The 2,960-nt window shown below is 53.2% G+C and carries 2 protein-coding genes and 1 pseudogene; 1 reads left to right on the forward strand and 2 read right to left on the reverse strand.

Annotation, left to right across the window (positions count from 1 at the left end; genetic code table 11):
- On the reverse strand, nt 1-1,039 hold a 1,039-nt coding region (locus IQ260_RS29420), incomplete at its 3' end, for a competence/damage-inducible protein A (RefSeq protein ID WP_322745078.1).
- A 128-nt stretch (nt 1,040-1,167) separates the two neighbouring features.
- Here IQ260_RS29420 and IQ260_RS29425 point away from each other — a divergent pair.
- Entirely contained in the window at nt 1,168-2,706 is a 1,539-nt protein-coding gene (locus tag IQ260_RS29425) for an ArnT family glycosyltransferase (RefSeq protein ID WP_193996609.1), read from the forward strand.
- A gap of 23 nt (nt 2,707-2,729) precedes the next feature.
- Here IQ260_RS29425 and IQ260_RS29430 read toward each other — a convergent pair.
- Nucleotides 2,730-2,960: pseudogene (locus tag IQ260_RS29430) on the reverse strand (undecaprenyl/decaprenyl-phosphate alpha-N-acetylglucosaminyl 1-phosphate transferase); the annotation flags it as partial.

Consider the following 2,960-nt stretch of genomic DNA (forward strand, 5'->3'; position numbering starts at 1 on the left):
CGGTAATACTCAGTCCCCAGTCAGTTGCCAGCTGGGTCCGCACGCCAACGGCCATCTGCTCAGCCACAATCGCGCTCACGGCCCCATGCTCCAACAAGGCCTGGGAAGACACCCCTAGCAAGCGTTCTTTAACGGCATTGTCATAGGAAATAATTCCCCCCATAAAGTAAGCAGAACTCCCAGGGACTGCTGTAATCATGGCCCCTAACCCGCCACCGGTACAGGATTCAGCCACAGCAAGGGTACCTTGATGCCTTAACAGCAACTGGCCAACGGCGGTGCCTAAGGTATCGTCATCTTCCCCAAAGCAGTCAATACCGCCCATGCCCTTTAGTTGGGCGGCAACGGGGGCAATCAACTGTTGGGCTGCGGATAGGGATTTAGCCTTTGCTGAAATCCGTAATTTGACCACACCAGCACTGGCGTAGGGAGCCACAGTAGGGTTCTCTAACTTGAGAAAATCATCTACTTTGGCAGCCAGTCTCGACTCACTGATGCCCCAAAACTTGAGTGTCCGGCTGTGGATCACACCGTCCGTCCATCCCTGCGCTTGGAGATAGGCAATGGCGCTAGTCTGCCACATGGTGCGAAGTTCTCGCGGCACCCCTGGAAAGGTCATCAGGTGGAGTCCTGGACGAGGCTGCCACAAAATACCAGGGGCTGTGCCTTGGGGGTTGGCTAAAACATTGGCCCCCCGAGGCAACAGGGCCTGTTTACGATTGTTGTCACCCAGGGTGCGACCACGCTGAGCCAATTTGGCTGTAATGTCGGCCAGGACCTCAGTATTTTCCACCAAAGGCACCCCAAAAAAGTCGGCAATGGTCGCCGTAGTAATGTCGTCGGGTGTAGGTCCCAGACCACCTGTGAGAATAATTAACCGGGACCGCTCGCAGGCAATGGCAATCGCCCGTGCTAGTCGGAGTGGATTGTCACCGACAACGGTTTGATAGTGGTGAGAAATCCCCAGACAGGCCAGCTGCTGGGCCAGATATTGGGCATTGCTATTGAGGATATCGCCCAGGAGTAGCTCTGTTCCCACGCATATGATTTCTGCGCATGTGATTTCTGCACGACCGGTCATCATGTTTGGGCGAGATAGAACGACAAAATGGTACCAAAATGGAACGCCAGGAAATGGAAATCAATAAAAACATGCCCCTTGGAAAAATGAGGCTATGGCCACAGTGGCTAGTGGGGCTATTAATTGGCTCTTGGGGTCTGCGAGTCATAATTGCCTGGCTTCTGCCACCGGGCTTTGATGAGGCCTACTATTTTCTGTATACCCAGCATTGGGATTGGAGCTATTTTGATCACCCGGTGATGGTGGCCCTGACAACAGCTGTGGGACCCTGGCTCACGGGGTATATTGCTCCGCTAACCATGCGATTGGGGGCATTGGTGCTTTACGGCTTGAGTACGGGGTTACTCTACCTGAGCGGATGGCGATTATTTGGTCCTAGGGTGGGCATGTGGGCAGTTGCGATCGCATCCCTCTGTCCCCTCTTTGTCTTTAGCTTTGGTCTATTGGCGGCCCCAGATAATGCCCTGATTTTTGGATGGTCAGCGGTGATGTATGTTGCGGTGTTGGAGTTTTTCCCCACAGGTAAACCCTATCAGCCCACCCATAAGATTGCTCTGATTGGGGTACTGTTGGGCCTGACCTGTCTGAGCAAATACCACGGATTTATATTGGGGCTGAGCCTAGTGGGGTTTTGTCTTACTAGCTCCAAACATCGGCAAGCCCTGGTTTCACCATGGACTGGGGTAGCCCTGGTGCTGTTTGTGTTCATCCTAACACCGCTGCTGTACTGGAATACTCAGCACGACTGGCTGTCCTTTAGCTTTCATCTATCGACCAGGTTTGAGGGTGCCCCTAGTCCTAAAAACAGCCCCAGCTTTAATCTGCTAAACATGGTGGGGGTATGGCTAGTGGGTGTGGCCTACCTGTTTCCATCCCTGGGCTTTCCCCTCTGGTGGGCCAGTGTACACAGCTTAAGGCAGCTCAACGACCTGCGACAAAGATTTGTACTATGGCTAGGTCTGCCCATTGCCCTAGGGTTTACTCTGCTGGGCGGCATTACCCGGATCTATCCAGCGTGGCCTGCCCCCGGACTCTGGAGTTTGAGTTTGCTACTGGCCGTGGCCGTGGCCGGTTGGCCGCCGCGTGTCGTCAGACGGTGGCTAATGGGGAGTGCCGTAGTAATGGCCACCCTACTTATTTTTGCCCTAGGCCATGTTTCCCTGGGGACACTTCAGCAACCCGGTGGACTGGTGAAATTAATGCCACCAGAAACAGACCCCACAACAACAATGATTGATGTCGTACAGTTACGACGAGCGCTGCAAGCTGGAGAGGTGGAAGCTGCGATCGCAGCCACTGACTTTCTAGTCACCAACGAGTTCTGGCTCAGTGGCTATGTCGATATGGCCCTCAGCCCGATCACCCCAGCTCCCGTCATGGCCTTTACCCAAGACCCCAGGGGACATGCCGTATGGTTTACCCCCGCTGATTGGATAGGAGCATCAGGCCTATTTCTCACCATTGCCGATTATGACCAGAGCGAGATTCGCGCCACTTATGCCCCCTACTTTGAAAAATTCGATCTCTTAGAAACTCTAGAAACTAAGCGCGCCGGGGCAATCACAGAAACGTTTTATCTATATGACCTGGGGCAGTTAATCCAACCCTATCAATACCCATATTGAATACTAACTGTTGCACACATGTTTTAGCGCGCATGGCGTTTGGCCCGCCAACTGGTGTAACTCAAAAGAGCGGTTGAACCCAGGGCATAGACAATACCGCTGGGCATACCTGAAAAAGCTAACGCCAGACTGCCTACCCAGAGCGTCAACGCATAAATAAACAACACCGTAAACCGATGGGATAGCCCAGCATTTAACAAGCGGTGATGCAGATGCCGTTTATCTGCCACAAAGCTGTCTCTGATACAAATCTG

The organism is Leptolyngbya cf. ectocarpi LEGE 11479 (assembly GCF_015207065.1).
Taxonomy (GTDB): domain Bacteria; phylum Cyanobacteriota; class Cyanobacteriia; order Phormidesmidales; family Phormidesmidaceae; genus Leptothoe; species Leptothoe ectocarpi.